This window comes from Brevibacterium sp. 'Marine' (assembly GCF_012844365.1).
In the GTDB taxonomy this organism is placed as follows: domain Bacteria; phylum Actinomycetota; class Actinomycetes; order Actinomycetales; family Brevibacteriaceae; genus Brevibacterium.
Window position 1 is genome coordinate 1,425,358 of sequence record NZ_CP051626.1, and the last position, 18,029, is coordinate 1,443,386.

General features: G+C 65.2%; 14 protein-coding genes and 1 tRNA gene. 8 read left to right on the forward strand and 7 right to left on the reverse strand.

The features are described from left to right. Positions 1 to 41 precede the first annotated feature (41 nt). Positions 42 to 118, reverse strand: a tRNA-Leu gene (locus tag HF684_RS06325). A gap of 91 nt (positions 119 to 209) precedes the next feature. Between HF684_RS06325 and HF684_RS06330 the strand changes: the two genes are divergently transcribed. Both HF684_RS06330 and ppk2 read left to right on the forward strand, forming a co-directional pair. Beyond that, positions 210 to 1,496 carry an MFS transporter gene (locus HF684_RS06330; protein ID WP_169251805.1) on the forward strand — a complete coding sequence of 429 codons (1,287 nt, stop codon included), beginning with the start codon at positions 210 to 212 and terminating at the stop codon, positions 1,494 to 1,496. Between the two features lie 67 nt (positions 1,497 to 1,563). Then, on the forward strand, positions 1,564 to 2,466 hold the full coding sequence (gene ppk2 / locus HF684_RS06335) for a polyphosphate kinase 2 (protein WP_169251806.1): 903 nt from the start codon (positions 1,564 to 1,566) through the stop codon (positions 2,464 to 2,466). Positions 2,467 to 2,691: 225 nt separating this feature from the next. On the opposite strand, the gene HF684_RS06340 is transcribed toward ppk2, so the two are convergent. The 5 genes from HF684_RS06340 to HF684_RS06360 form a co-directional block, all read right to left on the reverse strand. Further along, complete coding sequence (locus HF684_RS06340; protein WP_248279137.1) at positions 2,692 to 3,864, reverse strand: TIGR01906 family membrane protein; 1,173 nt, start codon at positions 3,862 to 3,864, stop codon at positions 2,692 to 2,694. A gap of 68 nt (positions 3,865 to 3,932) precedes the next feature. Beyond that, on the reverse strand, positions 3,933 to 4,859 hold the full coding sequence (locus tag HF684_RS06345) for an AEC family transporter (RefSeq protein ID WP_169251807.1): 927 nt from the start codon (positions 4,857 to 4,859) through the stop codon (positions 3,933 to 3,935). A 42-nt stretch (positions 4,860 to 4,901) separates the two neighbouring features. Then, positions 4,902 to 5,219 (reverse strand): hypothetical protein, encoded by a 318-nt coding sequence (locus HF684_RS06350; protein ID WP_229663872.1) that lies wholly within the window; start codon positions 5,217 to 5,219, stop codon positions 4,902 to 4,904. A gap of 79 nt (positions 5,220 to 5,298) precedes the next feature. After that, entirely contained in the window at positions 5,299 to 5,661 is a 363-nt protein-coding gene (locus HF684_RS06355; protein ID WP_169251809.1) for a DUF202 domain-containing protein, read from the reverse strand. Then, positions 5,658 to 6,086 carry a DUF202 domain-containing protein gene (locus tag HF684_RS06360; protein WP_101555385.1) on the reverse strand — a complete coding sequence of 143 codons (429 nt, stop codon included), beginning with the start codon at positions 6,084 to 6,086 and terminating at the stop codon, positions 5,658 to 5,660. The genes HF684_RS06355 and HF684_RS06360 overlap by 4 nt, the downstream gene beginning before the upstream one ends. A gap of 18 nt (positions 6,087 to 6,104) precedes the next feature. Between HF684_RS06360 and HF684_RS06365 the strand changes: the two genes are divergently transcribed. The 3 genes from HF684_RS06365 (at position 6,105) to hrpA (ending at position 12,578) form a co-directional block, all read left to right on the forward strand. After that, complete coding sequence (locus HF684_RS06365; RefSeq protein ID WP_169251810.1) at positions 6,105 to 6,692, forward strand: DinB family protein; 588 nt, start codon at positions 6,105 to 6,107, stop codon at positions 6,690 to 6,692. Between the two features lie 204 nt (positions 6,693 to 6,896). After that, positions 6,897 to 8,219 (forward strand): Nramp family divalent metal transporter, encoded by a 1,323-nt coding sequence (locus HF684_RS06370; protein ID WP_248279138.1) that lies wholly within the window; start codon positions 6,897 to 6,899, stop codon positions 8,217 to 8,219. Between the two features lie 60 nt (positions 8,220 to 8,279). Next, positions 8,280 to 12,578, forward strand: a complete 4,299-nt coding sequence (gene hrpA, locus HF684_RS06375; protein ID WP_169251811.1) for an ATP-dependent RNA helicase HrpA — start codon at positions 8,280 to 8,282, stop codon at positions 12,576 to 12,578. A 185-nt stretch (positions 12,579 to 12,763) separates the two neighbouring features. On the opposite strand, the gene HF684_RS06380 is transcribed toward hrpA, so the two are convergent. Next, the gene (locus HF684_RS06380; RefSeq protein ID WP_169251812.1) at positions 12,764 to 13,132 is read right to left on the reverse strand and encodes a hypothetical protein; all 369 of its coding nucleotides are present in this window, start codon (positions 13,130 to 13,132) and stop codon (positions 12,764 to 12,766) included. A gap of 125 nt (positions 13,133 to 13,257) precedes the next feature. Here HF684_RS06380 and HF684_RS06385 point away from each other — a divergent pair, with 125 nt between their 5' ends. The 3 genes from HF684_RS06385 (at position 13,258) to HF684_RS06395 (ending at position 17,972) form a co-directional block, all read left to right on the forward strand. Next, on the forward strand, positions 13,258 to 14,850 hold the full coding sequence (locus HF684_RS06385; protein WP_169251813.1) for a peptide chain release factor 3: 1,593 nt from the start codon (positions 13,258 to 13,260) through the stop codon (positions 14,848 to 14,850). Positions 14,851 to 15,002: 152 nt separating this feature from the next. Continuing rightward, on the forward strand, positions 15,003 to 16,088 hold the full coding sequence (locus HF684_RS06390; RefSeq protein WP_169251814.1) for an inositol-3-phosphate synthase: 1,086 nt from the start codon (positions 15,003 to 15,005) through the stop codon (positions 16,086 to 16,088). A gap of 300 nt (positions 16,089 to 16,388) precedes the next feature. Continuing rightward, a complete protein-coding gene (locus tag HF684_RS06395) occupies positions 16,389 to 17,972 on the forward strand; it encodes an AbgT family transporter (RefSeq protein WP_169251815.1) in 1,584 nt (527 codons plus the stop codon). Positions 17,973 to 18,029 lie beyond the last annotated feature (57 nt).

An 18,029-nucleotide genomic window follows, 5' to 3' on the forward strand; every position in this document is an offset into this window, starting at 1 on the left:
TCGATGCAGAGAATGTTATTGCAGGTCAGCTCAAATATCTCTGGTCCCCCCAGTGGGACTCGAACCCACACTGAATCGATTTTAAGTCGACTGCCTCTGCCGATTGGGCTATAGGGGGGAATGCTCAGAACACACTTTATCGGCAAAGCCCTGCCACCGCGATCTGAGACATTCCGCGGACGATCCGGGCACACGTCTAACCTGGAACGATGACGACGAACGGACCCACCGGGCAGGCCTGGGTAATCCTTGTCGTCGGTGTCCTCACGCAGATGGCGGCGACCATCGCGATTGCCGGACCCGCCTTCCTCATCCCCTATATGCACTCCGACCTCGGGTTCACACTCACCCAGGCCGGCACCGTCGCAGCCGCTCCGAGCTTCGGCCTCATCCTCACCCTCATCGCCTGGGGCGCATTCGCCGACCGCTTCGGCGAACGACTGGCGATGACCTTGGGGATCGGGCTGACCGCTGCGTTCTCGGCCGCCGCTGTCCTCGTCGTCGACTCGCCGATCTGGATGGTCATCGTCATCGCCGCCTCCGGTGCTGCCGCCGCCTCCGTGAATTCGGCGTCCGGCCGCGTCGTCATGGGGTGGTTCCCCCGCCACCGCCGAGGGCTGGCCATGGGCATCCGTCAGATGTCCCAGCCCTTGGGCACAAGCGTGGCCGCCGTGACCATCCCGGGAATCGCCGCGGCCGGCGGATTCCCCGCCTACCTGTGGTTCGTCGCCGCTGTGACCGGGGCGCTCGGCCTCGTCTGCTTCGCCGTCATCCGCAACCCACCGGACCAGACGCCCACCCGCACCGAGGTGGCCGAACTCGACCAGGACACCGATCCCCAGACGACGCACACCGATGACACCGAACCGGGTGCCACCTCGGCGGGGGAGGGCAAGCTCAGCGCCGCCTCGGCGATCAATCCCTACCGCAGCGATTCCTTCCTGTGGCGCATCCACGCTGTCTCCGCGCTCCTCGTCGTCCCGCAGTTCGCGTTCTCCACCTACGGACTCGTCTGGCTCATCGTCGTCCAGGGGATCGGCGCGGGCGCCGCCGGAGCGATCGTCGCGATCGCGCAGATCGTCGGCGCTGTCGGTCGCATGGTTGTCGGCGGACTCTCCGACCGCACGGAATCACGCGTGGGCCTCATGCGCATCGTCGCCGTCGCGGCCGTGATCGTCGTGGTCGCCATCGCCGTCCTGTCGCTGACACAGCTGCCCGCGCTCGCAGCTATCGTCTTCATCCTCGCCTCTGCTGTGTCGGTGGCCGACAACGGTCTGGCCTTCGCCTCGGTGGCCGAAGCCGCCGGACCGCGGTGGTCAGGCAAGGCGCTGGGAGCCCAGAACACGGGACAGTTCGTCATGTCGGCTCTGCTCGGTCCCGGATTCGGTGCCCTGGTGACGGCGTTCGGCTATCCGCTGTCCTTCGGACTCATCGCGCTGGCCCCACTTTTGAGCGTCGGAATCATCCCGCGACGCGACGTCGATCGCATAACCTGATATTCATCTCGGCACATTATCGTGCACGAGGCACACTCCGGTGTCGACAGTGAAAGGGAAGGATCTCGTGAACAGTCTGTTCCAAGAGAATCTGCGGGAGTACATCGACAAACTCCGCCTCGAAGGCTACGCCGTCGCGGACAGCCAGACGACGGATCCGCACCTGATCGACCCCATGGGCCGGGCCGTCGAAACGTGGCGGGAAGGGTACCCGTACGACGAACAGTTGGACCGCGAAGAATACGAACTCGAGAAGTACAAACTGCAGGTCGAACTGCTGAAATTCCAGTACTGGGGTCAGGACACGGGCGCCAAACACGTCATCGTCTTCGAAGGTCGTGACGCCGCCGGCAAGGGCGGAACGATCAAACGCTTCACCGAACACCTCAATCCGCGTGCCGCCCGCGTCGTCGCACTCAACAAACCCTCTGACCGCGAAGCCGGCCAATGGTACTTCCAGCGCTATATCTCCCACCTGCCCACGAGCGGGGAGATCGTCATGTTCGACCGATCCTGGTACAACCGGGGCAATGTCGAGCGGGTCATGGGATTCTGCACCGACGACGAATACGAGACCTTCATGGAGCAGGCCCCCGTGTTCGAGAAGATGCTCATCGACTCCGGAGTCCACGTCACGAAGTTCTGGTTCTCCGTGACCCAGAGAGAGCAGCGGACCCGGTTTGCGATCCGTCAGATCGATCCGGTGCGGCGGTGGAAGCTCTCACCGATGGACCTCGAGTCCCTCGATCGCTGGGACGACTACACGAAAGCGAAGGAAGAGACGTTCCGCCGCACGGATACCGATCACGCTCCGTGGATCACGATCAAGAGCAACGACAAGAAGCGCGCCCGCCTCAATGCGATGCGCTACTTCCTCAATCAGTTCGACTACGCGGACAAAGACCGATCGGTCGTCTATGACGCCGACCCGCTGCTCGTCCGTCGCGGCCGCGACGCCGTCGACGACTAGTTCAGTCACCGTCCACCGTCACCGAGGCGGGGGATCGCTGGTCCGGTCGACTGACTCCGGACAGAGATTCGGCCGGGTGGAAGGGGAAAGACCACCCGGCCGGAACCGTGGAGCGGGACTCGAACCCGCTGTGCAGTGACGCGCTGCTGTGCCGCCGGAACCGGAGCGCCGCCCGGAACCGGGCCGCCGCCCGGAGCCGGACCGCCGGCGCGAAGTGAAGAAGAATCAGACTTCTGCTGCGGCGTCTTTCCGTGCCCTGCGCAGCGCACGGCGCTTCTTGTGACCGGTGAAGCTGAGCAGGAAGAGGATGATCGCCAGGAGCACGAACAGCCCGCCGCCGGCGATGCCCGCATCGACCCAGAACTGGGGCGGGAAGAGGCGGATGAGCGAATCATCGGCGTAGAACTCCCACGTCCCATCGGCGAAGAACACCTTGTGGAACCCGCGGAAGAAGCTGTCCCAGCCGAGCACGGCGACGACGGCGACGGCGGCCATGAAGATGATGCTGAAGATCGACCCCAGACGCACTCCCGCGTGGATGCCCGATCCGTTCTTGCGGCACATGTAGATGCCGAAGAGCACGGACCCGATGATCCCGACGAGAGCCACAAGGTAGAGCAGCGAGATCAGACCCTTGACGTCAGCCATGTGGCTGAGCTCGTCGGAGATGAAGATCGGCTCTCCGTTGGGCATGACGATGTCGGCGAGGTAGCGCCGGGAATCGAAGTTGTGCAGGTAGTCGATGACATAGGTCCCGTAGTGCTCACGGTCGGCGGCACTGAAACCGAACTGGTCGGCCGGGAACCCGGGTCGGAAGTACTCGAATTTGAGAAAGATCCCGGAGGCGACGAAACGCACCGCCAGAGCCAGCAGGACGAACGGGGTGGCAAGCATGATCCAGATCGTGCCGATGACATCGAGCACCGACCGGCGCCGCTCGGGCACCTCGGGGTCGCGGACATCGGTCGACGTCGCCGCCTTCGACACCGCTGCCCAATCGGCTTCGCTCATCACCGCGGTGCGCGCATTCTGAGGCACCTCACGGGTGGCTCCGGTATCGGCCGTCGATGCAGCGGCGGCCGAATCCGTGCCGGCGGACTTCTGCGCGGCATTCTGCTCGGCGGCACGCGTGCTCGCGGTCGCGGGCTGGGAGTGCGGATTCGTCGAATGGGCGGGAGCCACCCTCACCGGACCCGTCGAGGGCTTCGCATCCGCGGAATGCTCAGGGGCATCCTCGGCGATGGGATCCGTGATCGGATCGAACGCCTCGGTGTCGGTCGAGGGATCATTCGCCGCCTCCAGAGGAGCCTGCGACTGCTTATCGGCAGCACTGGCAGACCCTGAACTCATCCGCCTGCTCAGGAGGTCTTCGGTCTCGTTCTTCTCGTCTCTGGACACATCCCCATTGTCAGCGACCACCGGGTCCAAGCGGGGGAGGACACGCCACGGCGGTCGATTTCGCGGAGTCAGCCGAGCAGGGCGGCGATGATGACGAGCGCCGGAACGGACAGGACCGTGGTGATGAAGACGGCATCGCGCATGAGTGCCTCGGACTGTCGGTACTGCATCGAGTAGATGTAGACGTTCTGCGCGGTCGGCAGGGCGGAGGTGACGACGATGGCGAACAGGTCGATCCCGGTGTAGCCGAACAGGGGGCCGCCGATGGCCCAGGCGATGACCGGCTGGGCGATGAGTTTGGCACCGGTGATGTAGCTCAGCTGTGCGCGGCTGCCCTTGACGGGTATTCCCCATCCGTCCTTGAGCGAGATGCCGAAGGCCAGCAGGGCGCCCGGCACGGCCGTGGCGCCGATCATGTCGATGGGTTCGAAGATGAACCGCGGCAGCTCGAAACCCGTCGCCGAGGCGGCCACTCCGGCTGCGGCGCCGAGGACGATGGGGTTCTTGAGCACTTGGAGGATCGCGGAGTACCAGTGCGAATCATGCTGCTTCTTGCCCGCGCCGTCGAGCACGGCCATGCCGATGGGGGCGAGGATGAGCAGCTGGAAGAGCAGGACCGGGGCGACGTAGCCGATGTCATGGAGGACATAGGCGGCGATCGGGATGCCGAGGTTGCCGATGTTGACGTAGCTGGTGGCCCACGCGGAGAACATCGCTTCGCCGGTGCTGCGTCTTCGGATCCACTTGGTGAGGGCGAAGAGGGCGGCACCGACGATGAGCGCCGACCCGCCGGTGGCGAAGAGGGCGGTGTTGAAGATCAGCCCGAGGTCGGTCTCGGAGACCGTGACATAGAGCAGGGTCGGGGTGCCGGCGTAGAAGACGAGCTTCGCGATGACCTGCTGGCCGTGAGGACCGAGAACGCCGGAGCGGCCGAGGACGAACCCGACGAGAATGACTCCGGCGATGACGGCGAAACCTTCGAATACGGCCAGCATGGGCTGCTCGGGTCCTCGCTTCCTGCGTCTGGGGCGGTGGTGTCAGTCCGCCTCGGCGATATCGGAGACGACATAGGACGCTGCGGCGCTGACCGCACTGACGGCGAACACGGCCGGCCACGCACCGATCTTCTTCGCCAGGGGATGGGAAGCGCCGAACCCGCCGAGGTAGGCCAAGCTCAGCCCGGTGGCGGCCGGCCAGCCCTTCTTCACATACCAGGAGCGGGCTGCGTAGGCGCCCGCGGCGGCGAGGACGACCCCGCCGAGGGGACGGATCCCGGTTTCGCGGGCGGTGAGGAAACCGCCGATGAGTCCGACGGCGACGAGCGGGGCGGTGGAGACTTCGCGTGCATCCTTCATACGGACCAGTTTAGGCGCGCAGGTCATCGGCTCGGACGGTGGTCTCATAACGAGGAACTCCGATGCGGCGTCTTGGTGATCACATCAGCGAGATCTTGATGACCGAGGCGATGCTGATGACCGCGATGAGGCACACCGAAGCGGTGAGGAAGGCCACGGCCCAGGGGGTCGGGCGGCTGCGCTCGGCCTGGATCGAGTCCGAGCCGAGCCGGTAGCGCCTGACCTGCATGGACAGCGCAGCGATGGCCAGGCCGATGCACACGACGAAGAGCGCGACCGACCAGCCTCCGAAGACATGGATGAAGCGCATGAAGATGAGGCTGACGACGGTCATGGTCAGGCTCGTGCGCAGCCATGACTGCGTGGTGCGTTCGGGCTGCAGCCCCGGATCGGGGTGCGGCAGCGGCCGGGGCCGCCGCGGTCGCGGAGTGCGAGGACTCATCGCAGCAGGCCGGCGAACACCAGGACGAGCAGACCCGCACCCAACGCCGAGGCGAGGCTGACGATGGGAATGATGAGCGGCAGCGGCAGGGAGGTCTTGCGCCGCATCGCCGATTCGATGCGGTGCCAGCGGAACGCGGCACCGGCGGCGAGGATGAACCCGATGACCATGAGCACGATCGACAGGGTCGCCCGCAGACCGGTCGAGAAGATCTCCGAGGTGAAGGCCTCGACGGCGATGCCGCCGCCGATGAAGGCCAGGGCGGTGCGGATCCAGGACAGGAAGGTCCGTTCGTTGGCGAGGGTGAAGCGCGGATCGGGGTCGACGCCGTCGGGGAAGACCCGACGGGCGATGCGGCTGCGGGAGTCCTGCGAAGAATTGTTCTCACTCACCCTTCGAGGATAGCGGTAGACGGTGTGCGGCATGTGTGGAACCCTGAGCTCATGGGCGACGACGAGTCGATGAAGTCCTTCCTGCAGCAGTCCCTCGACCGAGGCCGGACGAACCTGCGGTGGAAGCTGTCCGGACTCGACGAAAGGTCGCTGAGATGGCCGCGCACCCCGACCGGCTTCAACCTCCTCGGCGCACTCAAACACATGGCGCAGGTCGAGATCGTCTACTTCGGCGACACCTTCGGCCGCGCCTGGCCGAATCCCGACGAGCTCGTCACCGACGCCGACATCGACCTCGACCCACAGGCTGACTGGTGCGCGACAGAGTTCGAGACGACCGAGCACCTGCTCGACCTCTACTCCCGAGTCGCCGAGTTCGCTGACGAGACCGTCGAGTCGCTCAGTCTCGATTCGCCGGGGCGGGTGCCGCATTGGCCGAAGGGCCGCGACGAGACCACCCTGGGACAGATCATGGTCCACGTCCTCGTCGATCTCACTCGGCACGTGGGCCAGATCGACATCGTCCGGGAAGGTATCGACGGTGCCGCCGGACTCTCCGAGGAGGCTCCGAACCTGCCGCAGGACTTCGACCAGGATGCGTATCTCGAACGCCTGCGCAGCATCGCCGACCGGTTCTGAGCAGGAACGCTCCGCGTCATTCCGAGGCGGACCGTCGTGAGAGGCGACTGGTGAGACGCCGCTGAGACGAAAGCACGGTTGTCACCTATCATGACTGAGGAAATACGGAGACCGCTGCGTCGCCGATGTGCGGGAGAGCCCGATGAGCGACCCCCGACCACATCGTGAGTCTGTGCGCGGCCGAAGACGAAAGCGAAAGACACCATGAGTGAGCAGTCGAACGGTTCCGGCCCCGGCGACGCGGGTGATGCGGAGACCGTATCGGGAATCGAAGAGGCCTCGGGCCCGGCCAAATGGAAGGTCATCGGTCCCGGCCTCGTCGTCGCGGCCACGGGTGTCGGAGCCGCCGATATGGTGGCGACCCTGGTGGCCGGCAGCCAGTTCGGCTACGGACTGCTGTGGGCGGTGATCGTCGGCGTCATCCTCAAGATCGTCCTCGTCGAAGGCGCCGGCAGGTTCAGCCTCGCGACCGGAAAGACGATCTTCGAAGGCTGGCGATCACTCGGCCGCTGGACCACATGGTACTTCGGTCCCTACATCATCATCTGGGGCTTCGTCTACGGAGCCACCGCGATGAGCTCGGCGGCACTGCCGCTGGCCGCGCTCTTCCCCGGGATCAACCTGACAGTATGGTCGGTGCTCATGGGCCTGGCCGGCTTCGCCATGGTGTGGTTCGGCCGTTACGCCGTGTTCGAGAAGATCACCGCCGTCCTCGTCGGAATCATGTTCATCACCGTCGTGGGGCTGGCGATCATCGCCGCCCCGAACATTCCCGACATGCTCACCGGTCTGATCCCGATCATCCCCGAGGGCGGCGTGATCTACACGCTTGCGCTCGCCGGAGGCGTCGGCGGCACCATCACGCTGGCCGCCTACGGCTACTGGCTGCGCGAGAAGGGCTGGCACACCCCCAAGTGGATGAAGGTGATGCGCATCGACAACTCGATGGCGTACGTGATGACCGGCATCTTCGTCATCGCCATGCTCGTCGTCGGTGCCGAGGTCGTCCGTGCCGCGGGAGTCTCGATCTCCGCCGAGGACAAGGGGCTGCTCGACCTCGCCGACGTCCTCAAGGCCCGCTACGGCGAGGTCGTGGGCATCGGATTCCTCGTCGGCTTCTGGGCCGCGTCCTTCTCCTCGATCATCGGCGTCTGGAACGGTGTGTCCCTGATGTTCGCCGATTTCTGGGGGCATATGCGCAAGAAGCCGGGCGGGCACCCCGACACCCTGACCGGCGGCAAGTACTTCAAGTTCTATGTGCTGTGGCTGACGTTCCCGCCGATGCTGCTGTTCATCCTCGGCAAGCCGATCGGGCTGATCCTCGCCTACGGCGTCCTCGGTTCGCTGTTCATGCCGTTCCTGGCCATCACCCTCCTCGGGCTGCTCAACGGCAAGAAGATCCCGAAGGAATGGGCGAACAAGCTGCACACGAACGTCGCCCTGGCGATCACCGCACTGCTGTTCATCATCCTCGGCATCCAGCAGCTCTACTCGGCGCTGGCACCGCTGTGGGGCGGCGGAAGCTGACCTGGGCTCTGCCCGGTCGTCTGCCTCTGCAGTGGGGTTGCCGCTAAGCTGGGAGACGCAATGGCAGAACAGAACCCGACCCCGTCGACCACTCCAGCGAACACGAATCCGGGACGGCCGCCTCGGCGCGGGAAGAACGGACGTGGGCGTGCGTCTCAGCGACGCAGCACCACGGCAGCGCACCATCAGCAGCGCCGGGCCCGACTCAAGGACGCCCGCGCGGCTCATCCGGTCACCGTCTCCTACCCCGAGGATCTGCCGGTCACCGCGGCGAAGGATGAGATCGCCGAGGCGATCCGGGACAACCAGGTCGTCATCATCGCCGGTGAGACGGGATCGGGAAAGACCACCCAGCTGCCGAAGATCTGCCTCGACCTCGGCCTCGGGATCGACGGACTCATCGGCCACACCCAGCCTCGGCGCATCGCCGCCCGGACCGTGGCCGAGCGCATTGCCGACGAACTCGATGAGGAGCTCGGCAGCACCATCGGCTATCAGGTGCGATTCACTGCGCAGGTCGCCGACTCCACCCGGGTGAAGGTGATGACCGACGGCATCCTGCTCTCCGAGCTCTCGCGGGACAAACTGCTGCGCGACTACGAAGTCATCATCATCGACGAAGCCCACGAACGCAGCCTCAATATCGACTTCCTCCTCGGCTATCTCAAGGAAGTCCTCGACCGACGTCCCGATCTCAAGGTCATCATCACCTCGGCGACGATCGACCCCGAATCGTTCTCCGCTCATTTCGACGACGCTCCGATCATCTCCGTCGAAGGCCGCACCTATCCGGTCGAGGTCCGGTACCGGCCGCTCGGGGACGATCCTGCCGATGACGATGTCGACGGACCCGGCGAATCCGGGAACTACGAGACCGGAGTCGAGGAGCAGACGGATGGAATCATCGCCGCCGTCGACGAACTCGCCGCCGAGGACCCCGGTGACATCCTCGTCTTCCTCTCCGGTGAACGCGAGATCCGTGACACCGCCGATGCCCTGACCGACCACCTGCGCAGACGCCCGCGGATGAGCAGCTGGGAGGTCGTGCCGCTGTTCGCCCGGCTCTCGGCCGGCGAGCAGCAGAAGGTCTTCCAACCGCATTCGCGACCTCGCATCGTCCTGGCCACGAACGTCGCCGAGACCTCGCTGACGGTGCCCGGAATCAAATACGTCATCGACGTCGGCACCGCCCGCATCTCCCGCTACTCCAACCGCACCCGAGTGCAGCGACTGCCGATCGAACGGATCTCCCAAGCCAGTGCGAACCAGCGCAAGGGCCGCTCGGGGCGCACCAGCGATGGTATCTGCATCCGGCTGTACTCACAGGATGACTTCGAGTCGCGGCCCGCATTCACCGATCCCGAGATCCTGCGCACGAACCTCGCCAGCGTCATCCTGCAGATGGCCTCACTGGGATTCGCCTCGAGTGATCAGGAGATCCTCGACTTTCCGTTCCTCACCCCGCCGGAGGCCAGAGCGGTCCGCGACGGACGCACGATGCTCACCGAACTCGGGGCGCTGACCAGCGACTCTGCCGGGAAGATCCACGTCACCGAGATCGGTCGGAAACTCACCGTGCTGCCGATCGACCCCCGCCTGGCCAGGATGGTCATCGCCGGCGCGGAAGCCGGCTGCGGGGGAGAGGTCACCGTCATCGTCGCCGCACTGTCGATCCAGGACCCCCGGGAACGACCGGCCGAATTCCGTGCCGCAGCCGATGAGAAGCACGCCCGGTTCACTCACCGGGGCAGTGATTTCCTGTCCTACCTCAACCTGTGGAACTACCTGCAGAGCCTGCAGGCGGACATGGGATCATCGAAGTTCCGTCGGCGCTGCAAGGACGAGTTCCTCAACTTCGTGCGCATCCGTGAATGGCAGGATCTCGTCGGACAGCTGCGCTCTCTGCTCGGCTCCGCAGGGATCAGGATCGAGAAATCCGTCTGGCAGCCGGGCGACGACGCGACGTCCGATGGGACAGACCTCGACGGCGACGGCGGCAAGGCGAATCCTGCTGAGTCCGCTGACGGTTCCGACCATGGTCGTGGCGGTCGTGGTCGCAGGGGCCAGATTGCTCGTGGCGATCAGGACACCCGTGGCGGTCGGGGCGAAGGACATGCTCAAGGCCGGCGGGGCGCGAACGGGTCAATCGGATTCGCCGAACTCAGCGCCGCCAAACGCAGCGCGAAGAAGCAGGGGGCGACCGGACCGGCAGCGAACACCGGGAAGCAGGTGGCGGCCGCGAAACTCGACCCGCACGCCGCCGCCATCCACCGATCGCTGCTCACCGGTCTGCTGACGATGATCGGCTCACGGTCGGAGCGGCACAAGGACTATCAGGGGGCTCGCGGCACCCGGTTCGCGATCTTCCCCGGGTCCGGACTCTTCAAGGTCAACCCGGACTTCGTCATGGCCGCCGAACTCGTCGAGACCTCCCGTCTGTGGGCACGCACCGTGGCCGCGATCGACCCGGACTGGGTCGTCGAAGCCGCCGGTGACCTGGTCACCCGCCAGCATTCGGATCCGCACTGGTCGACGAAGGCCGGCGCGTCGATGGTGTACGAGAAGATCTCCCTCTACGGGGTCACACTCGTCAGCGACCGCCGCGTCGGCTACGGCACCATCGACGCCGAGGCCGCCCGGGACGCGTTCATCCGCAAGGGTCTCATCGAAGGCGACTGGCACGAACGCTTCGGCTTCCTCGACCACAATGCGGCCGTCATCGACGAGGCCGAAGATCTGGCATCGCGGACACGGAACCGTCGCGTGCTCGATCAAGACGATGCCCTGTACGAATTCTTCGACGAACGGATTCCGGAGGGGATCACCTCGGCGGCGGATTTCCGGGGCTGGTGGAAGAAGCAGAAGCGACGGGACGCGCACCTGCTCGACCTCACCACCTCGGTGCTGCTCAGCGACGACAGTGAGGAGCTGACCGCTTCGGTGGCCTCGGACTTCCCGATGGAATGGGAACTGACCGACGGTACGCGGGCGAAACTGCGCTACTCGTTCGACCCCGGCAGCACCGAGGACGGGGTGACCGTGGAGATCCCCGCCGAGGCGGTGCCCGCGGTCGACGCGGACGCATTCAGTTGGCAGGTCCCGGGCCTGCGCGAAGAACTCGTCGCCGCCTATATCCGGTCGCTGCCGAAGAACAAGCGCCGCTACTTCGTTCCCGCTCCCGACGTCGCCCGCGAGATTCTGCCGGCGCTCACTCCGTACCAGGGAAGCCTGCCGGAGGTGCTCGCCGCGTTTCTGAGCGAACGCGCCGGCGGGGGAGGGCTGAACGACCTCGTTCCGATCACGGTCACCGCCGACGATTTCGACCGATCGCGGATTCCCGCTCATCTGCGGCTGACCTTCCGGGTCGTCGATGGAAAGAAGACCGTTGGTCTCGGCGAGGACCTGACCGCACTGACGACGAAGGCCACACCGCAGGTGCGCAAGGCCCGCCAGAAGCAGAGCGCGTTCACCCCGAAGACGGGGCTGACGGACTGGTCGTTCGGTCAACTGGCCGACCCCGATCAGGCCGCAGCCGGCGTCGTTCCAGGGCTTGCCGACCGTACGGATTCGGTGGACTTGGTTGCCTTCGACACCGCAGCGCAAGCACGCCTGGCCACGCGAGAGGCGATCATCACCCTGCTGAGCCGGCACACTGCTGATGCGCTGAAGTACTTGCAGGACGGGCTGACCACTCAGGAGAAGCTCATCCTCGCCGGTCATCAGACGACCGCCGATGAACTGCTGGTCGGGCTGATTCGAGTGGGGATCCGCGGACTCGTCGCCGACCGGTTGGGGCCGGCCGAAACGTCATGGGTGGCCACCGCCGATGAGTTCGCGCGGCTGCGCAAGGACGTCGACGCCGAGCTGCCGCTGACCTGTTCATCGCTGCTGCCGTCCCTGATGAAGGCGCTGAAGGCGGCGACCGAGCTCGACAAGCTCGTCTCGAAAGCCTCCTCGTTGGCGATCTTGTCGAACCTCGCCGATGTGCAGGCATGGCGAGCCGCCCGGATGACTGCAGGCGCCATTGCGGCGATGACTCCGCAGATGCTGCGCGAGCTGCCCCGCTGGGTGCAGGCCGAAGTGGGGCGCATCGGCGGAATGCAGGACTCGCCGATCCGTGACAAGCAGCTCATGGATCGAGTCACCGGCTGCAGCAGCGATGTGGTCAGGAAGATCGGCAACCGCTTCCCGGCACTGGCGAAGGCCGAGTGGTCGCAGCTGATCGTGTCTCTGCCCACTGAATGGGTCGAGGTCGTCGTGATGCTCGAAGAGCTGCGCGTCTCACTGTTCGCGAACTCGCTGGGCACGGCACATCCGGTGTCGGAGAAGCGCATCGCGAAGGCTCTCTCCCAGCTCTGAGTACACCATCCCTCACCCTTGGTGGCAGAACGCACCGTTGCAGCGGGATGTTTTGGCGCGAAGAGTGACTGATGCGTGAGTACCTGTAGGACAAGCCGCGGGCGGGAGGTTCTGCCGCGGCGGGTAGGGAATGCGAACTGTGGTCAGGGATGCAGGGCGGTAGCTGCCGCCGGGGCCCGCGAACGTCAGACGTCGGCGAAGAAGCCGCTGAAGAGCCACCACAGCGGCAGAGCTCCGGCGGCAAGAAGGGTCGCGACACTCCACCAGATGCGCCACTTCCACGTGCGACGGCGGGTGCCGATGAAGAGGAACGCGAGATAGAAGACGAGGCAGAAGGCTCCCGAGAGGCTCAGCAGCACCATTCCGGCCGCCTCGCCGCCGGAGGTGCCGAGATCGAAGAGGTACTTCGTCGTCTGCGCTATCTGCCAGGAGAACCAGATCGCCGCGCACAGCAGCGGGACACCCAGGACTCCCGCAACGATGAGCGGCAGGGCCTTGAGCCACCGTTCCTTCGGTTCCGAACGGCCGGCATATTCGACGAATTCCTCAGACATCGCCCCCCAGCATATGGGCCGATTCCGACAGGACGCTGGACGCAACGCGGACCGGCAGACCCGGCCTCGGCCACTGTGACTGAACGGACACGCCGGAGAGTGACGAAGAACGATAGGATATTGCGGTGACTTCTGGCCAGTATTCCGACAAGGACATCCGACGCGAGGCATCCCGCCGCCGCACGTTCGCTGTCATCTCGCACCCCGACGCGGGCAAATCGACGACCACCGAGGCGCTCGCCCTCCACGCCCGTGCCATCGGCCAGGCAGGAGCCACCCATGGCAAGGCCGGTCGCCGTGCCACCGTCTCCGACTGGATGCAGATGGAGCAGGACCGCGGAATCTCGATCTCCTCGGCTGCTCTGCAGTTCGAGTACCGCGACGCCGTGTTCAACCTCGTCGACACCCCGGGCCACGCCGACTTCTCCGAGGACACCTACCGTGTGCTCTCCGCCGTCGACTGCGCCGTCATGCTCATCGACGCCGCCAAAGGCCTCGAGGCGCAGACGATGAAGCTCTTCGAAGTCTGTGCCCACCGCAACATCCCGATCATCACGGTCGTCAACAAATGGGACCGTCCCGGCCTCGACGCGCTCGAACTCATGGACGAGGTCCAGCAGCGCACCGGCCTCCTGCCCACCCCGATCACCTGGCCCGTCGGCCAGTCCGGAGACTTCCGCGGAGTCCTCGACCGCGCCAGCGGCGAGTACACGAAGTACACCCGCACCGACGGAGGCGCCACGATCGCCGGTGAGGACACGTACACCCACGAGGCGGCTGCCGACCTCGAAGGCGATGCCTGGACGACCGCTGTCGATGAGTCCGATCTGCTGGAGATGGAGGACCAGAACCACGACCAGGAGACCTTCCTGGCGGGCAAGTCGACCCCGGTGATGTTCGCCTCGGCCGTGCTCAACTTCGGCATCCACAAACTCCTCGACCTCCTCGTCGACCTCGCCCCAGCGGCAGAGGCACGCCTGGACAAGAACGACGAACCGCGTCCCGTCGACGAACCGTTCTCCGGTTTCGTCTTCAAGGTCCAAGCCGGAATGGACTCGAACCACCGCGACCGGCTCGCCTACATTCGCGTCTGCTCGGGAGTCTTCGAACGCGGAACCGTGCTCACCCACGCCAGCACCGGCAAACCCTTCGCCACGAAGTACGCTCAGCAGGTCTTCGGCCGCGACCGCGACGTCGTCGACGAAGCGTTCCCCGGCGATGTCGTCGGATTGGTCAACGCCTCCGCGCTGCGCGTCGGTGATTCCCTCTACCTCGACAAGAAGGTCGAGTTCCCCGGAATCCCGACGTTCTCTCCCGAGCACTTCATGGTCATTCGCGCCAAGGACTCCTCGAAGTACAAGCAGTTCCGCCGCGGCATCGAACAGCTCGACCACGAAGGTGTCATCCAGGTGCTGCGTTCCGATCTGCGCGGTGACCAGGCGCCCGTGCTCGGGGCGGTCGGCCCCATGCAGTTCGAAGTGGCCGAAGACCGGATGACCAACGAATTCAACGCTCCCTGCACCCTGGAGCGTCTGAACTTCTCCCTCGCCCGACGCACCACAGCCGAATGCGTGCCGACCCTGGCCCGGGAGCGCTCGGTCGAGGTCCTCCACCGTTCCGACGGAGAGCTGCTGGCGCTGTTCTCCGACCGGTGGCGGCTGCAGGGCGTGCAGAAGAACCACCCCGACCTGGTCCTCGAACCTCTGGTCGTCAGCTGAGACGAACGCTGCCGTGTTCGGATGCCGGTGTTCGGCATTTTGACGCGGACATTATTATGGTTAGTCGGGGCCGAAGCGAAGCCCCGCAGGGCCAACCGCCCGTGTGGGACCCTCCCGCCGCTCGGTGAAACCCGTACAGACAAAGGAGAATTGTGGGAACGAAATCGATTCGAGTCGCGATTGCCGGACTGGGCAACTGCGCCTCGTCCCTGATCCAAGGCGTGGAGTACTACCGGAACGCGTCGCCCGGGACGAAGGTTCCCGGCCTCATGCACGTGGAATTCGGGGATTATCACGTCGGTGACATCGATTTCGTTGCCGCCTTCGACGTCGACGGCAAGAAGGTCGGCGTCGACATCGCCGAGGCCATCACCGCCAGCGAGAACAACACCATCAAACTCGCCGACGTGGAGCCGACCGGCATCGAGGTCCTGCGCGGACCCACCCTCGACGGTCTCGGTGAGTACTACCGCGACACGATCGTCGAATCCGACCGTGAGGCCGTCGACGTGGTCAAGGCTCTCAAGGACGCCGAGGCGGATGTCCTCGTGTGCTATCTGCCCGTCGGTTCCCAGCAGGCCGTCGAGTTCTACGCTCAGGCCGCCATCGACGCGAAGGTCGCCTTCGTCAACGCCCTGCCCGTGTTCATCGCCGGCACCAAGGAATGGGACGAGAAGTTCCGTGCCGCCGGTGTCCCGATCGTCGGTGACGACATCAAGTCCCAGATCGGTGCGACCATCACCCACCGTGTGATGGCGAAGCTGTTCGAAGACCGCGGCGTCGTCCTCGACCGGACCTACCAGCTCAACGTCGGCGGCAACATGGACTTCAAGAACATGCTCGAGCGTCAGCGCCTTGAGTCGAAGAAGATCTCGAAGACCCAGGCCGTGACCTCGAACACGTCGGCTCAGCTGTCCGACCGCGACGTCCACATCGGACCCAGCGACTACGTCGAATGGCTCGACGACCGCAAGTGGGCGTTCGTCCGCCTCGAGGGCCGCAACTTCGGCGACGCTCCCGTGTCCCTGGAATACAAGCTCGAGGTGTGGGATTCGCCGAACTCTGCCGGCGTCATCATCGACGCCGTGCGTGCGGCGAAGATCGGCCTCGACCGCGGAATCGGCGGAGCCCTCATCTCCGCCTCGTCATACTTCATGAAGTCGCCGCCGGAGCAGAAGGACGACGACGCCGCCCACGAGGCCGTCGAAGCCTTCATCCGCGGCGACATCGAACGCTGATCTCGCCGAGGCGGCCCACCCTCAGCCCGAGAGCTGAGCCGCCGTCCGGCTGACAGGGCGCCGACCGCAGACTTCTGCGGTCGGCGCCCTGTCACATTCACCAACGTCGGTGAGTACGAGACCACACGGCCGCCTTCGCGGGGGACGGGTGCGCCGGTCAGCCTCCGAACATCCGGAATATGAGATTCCCGCGACACAATGCTGATTGTCCATGAGACTTGCACCTTGAGGTGATCGCACTCACATGAGCGACACCGGGCTCAACGCATTCGCCAGCGCCACACCGACCGAGGAGAACTGATGTCGAGCACCACACCTGCGACCGCAGAGAAGAGGAACGACGGTTCCGAGCTGAGCTGGCTCATGCGCGTTCTCGTCATCATCGAGAAGGCCGGCAACAAACTGCCGCACCCGTTCTGGCTGTTCCTGTCGCTGGCGGTCATCGTCATGATCCTCTCGGCGATCTTCTCGTCCACCGGTCTCAACGCCGTCAACCCGGCCACGGACGAGAAGGTGACGGTGACGAACCTCTTCGCCACCGAATCGCTGCGAGAGATCGTCGCGGGAGCAACGAACAACTTCGTCACCTTCCCACCGCTGGGACTCGTGCTCATCGTGCTCATCGGCGTGGCCGTGGCCGAACAGTCCGGACTCATCCCGGCGATGCTGCGCGGCACCATCGCCGGAGCCTCACCGCGGTGGATCACGTTCATCGTCGCCCTGGCCGGAACCGCCGCGTCGATCGCCTCCGATGCTTCGTACATGATCATGATTCCCCTCGGCGGGCTCGCATTCAAAGCTGTCGGCCGCAATCCGCTGCTCGGCTGCCTCGTCGCCTATGCCGCGACCTCGGGAGGCTATTCGGCAGCGCCGATGGTCAATTCGCTCGACACGATCCTCGGCGGTCTCTCGACTTCGGCCGCGCAGATCATCGACGCGGACTACACCGTCAGCCCGGTCGCGAACTTCTACTTCAACTTCGTCTCCATGTTCGTCGTCGCCATCGCCGTGACCCTGGTGACCGAGCTGGTCCTGTCCAAACGCGCCGACCAGATCGAACTCGACGAGGAGACCGATGACGATCCGGACAGCTTCGACGTCAAGATGGCGCTCGACGCCAGGGAGAAGCGCGGAATCGTCATCGCCGTCATCTCCATCGTCGTCTGCGCCGCAGTGCTGTTCGCCCTCGCCTGGCCCGCCGGATCGTTCCTCCGGGACGAAGCCGGAGGCTTCGGTCCGGAATCGGGCCTGATGGCCGGAATCGCCGCGATCATCGGCTTCGGCTTCTTCATCGTCGGCATCGTCTACGGCTACGCCACCGGGTCGATCAAGCGCACCGCCGACATCCCCGAGATGATGGGCAAGGGTCTGCTGCCCTTCGTTCCGGTCATCGTCCTGTTCTTCGCGGCCAGCCAGTTCCTGGCCCTGTTCAAGATGTCCAACCTCGGTGAGATCCTCGCGATCAAAGGGGCGGAGGTCTTCGGGGCGCTCAACACCGGATCGTTCGTCATCCTGCTCGGCGGTTGGCTGCTCGTGGCGCTGGGTGCCCTGTTCCTCACCTCCGGATCAGGACTGTGGACGCTCATGGCTCCGGTGCTCGTACCGATGTTCATGCTCCTGTCCATCGCCCCGGAGACCACTCAGGCGCTCTACCGCATCGGCGACTCGACGACGAACATCATCTCCCCGATGAGCCCGTACTTCGTCGTCGTCCTCGGCTTCGTCCAGCGGTACAAGAAGGATGCGGGCATCGGCACGGTGCTCTCCTTCACGATCCCGCTGTCGTTTTCCATGTTCGTCCTCTGGGGACTGCTGTTCTTCATCTGGTGGGCCACCGGCATCCCCTGGGGCCCGGGTTCGGCCACCCACTACCAGATGGGCTGAACCGGGAATTCTCCGGCCGATGCGGGCGTTGTCCACGACATGATCACGATCATGCAA

Excerpts from the sequence above, each read along its gene's own strand:
- HF684_RS06330 (WP_169251805.1), top strand. The coding sequence starts at position 210 with ATGACGACGAACGGACCCACCGGGCAGGCCTGGGTAATCCTTGTCGTC.
- HF684_RS06345 (WP_169251807.1), bottom strand. The coding sequence starts at position 4,859 with ATGCTGGCCGTATTCGAAGGTTTCGCCGTCATCGCCGGAGTCATTCTC.
- HF684_RS06350 (WP_229663872.1), bottom strand. The coding sequence starts at position 5,219 with ATGAAGGATGCACGCGAAGTCTCCACCGCCCCGCTCGTCGCCGTCGGA.
- HF684_RS06355 (WP_169251809.1), bottom strand. The coding sequence starts at position 5,661 with ATGAGTCCTCGCACTCCGCGACCGCGGCGGCCCCGGCCGCTGCCGCAC.
- HF684_RS06360 (WP_101555385.1), bottom strand. The coding sequence starts at position 6,086 with ATGCCGCACACCGTCTACCGCTATCCTCGAAGGGTGAGTGAGAACAAT.
- HF684_RS06365 (WP_169251810.1), top strand. The coding sequence starts at position 6,105 with ATGGGCGACGACGAGTCGATGAAGTCCTTCCTGCAGCAGTCCCTCGAC.
- HF684_RS06370 (WP_248279138.1), top strand. The coding sequence starts at position 6,897 with ATGAGTGAGCAGTCGAACGGTTCCGGCCCCGGCGACGCGGGTGATGCG.
- hrpA (WP_169251811.1), top strand. The coding sequence starts at position 8,280 with ATGGCAGAACAGAACCCGACCCCGTCGACCACTCCAGCGAACACGAAT.
- HF684_RS06380 (WP_169251812.1), bottom strand. The coding sequence starts at position 13,132 with ATGTCTGAGGAATTCGTCGAATATGCCGGCCGTTCGGAACCGAAGGAA.
- HF684_RS06395 (WP_169251815.1), top strand. The coding sequence starts at position 16,389 with ATGTCGAGCACCACACCTGCGACCGCAGAGAAGAGGAACGACGGTTCC.